The sequence below is a fragment of the Paenibacillus sp. ICGEB2008 genome, assembly GCF_000307675.1.
GTDB classification, from domain to species: Bacteria; Bacillota; Bacilli; order Paenibacillales; family Paenibacillaceae; genus Paenibacillus; species Paenibacillus polymyxa.
The window spans coordinates 1-506 of record NZ_AMQU01000043.1; the positions used below are offsets into that span (position 1 = coordinate 1).

The following is a 506-nucleotide window of genomic DNA, read 5'->3' on the forward strand; positions in this document are numbered from 1 at the left end:
GCAACAGCTTCTACTTGAAAAGCAAAACGTTCTCTTTGGCGGTCCAAACGGGACAAATAGGGGACGGAATCATGTACATTCCCCGGCGTCACGTGCACATCCGTAATCACATTGTACTTCATATCCACTGTCCGGTGGTCCAGATAGAAGAAGCCTTCGGGCTTGCCATCACGGATCATATAGCCGCTGTCCGGATCGGTTTTACTCACTTTAATTTCTTTTTCTTCGTTCACTTCCTCTCGAGATTTTAGGGCTTTTTTCCGTGGTTTTTCCGGTCCTCCTTCACCGCTTCGTTCAGCTCGTCCATATAGTCTTTGGTATTCTGTAATACTTGCTCTTTAGTGTACTGATGTTTGTTGGCATTGGCCTTGACGTGTGTAGAATCGGTGATGAGAACACGCCCGCCCACCATTCGGTGAGAGATCGCCTGCAGCACAATTTCATCGAAGATATCTTGAAAGATCGTAGTGTCTTTAAAGCGAGTACGACGATTCCAACTAATCGTC

1 pseudogene is annotated in these 506 nt (G+C 46.6%); it reads right to left on the reverse strand.

Features of this window, described 5'->3' with window-relative positions:
• Positions 1-506: pseudogene (locus C400_RS26395) on the reverse strand (IS5/IS1182 family transposase); the annotation flags it as partial.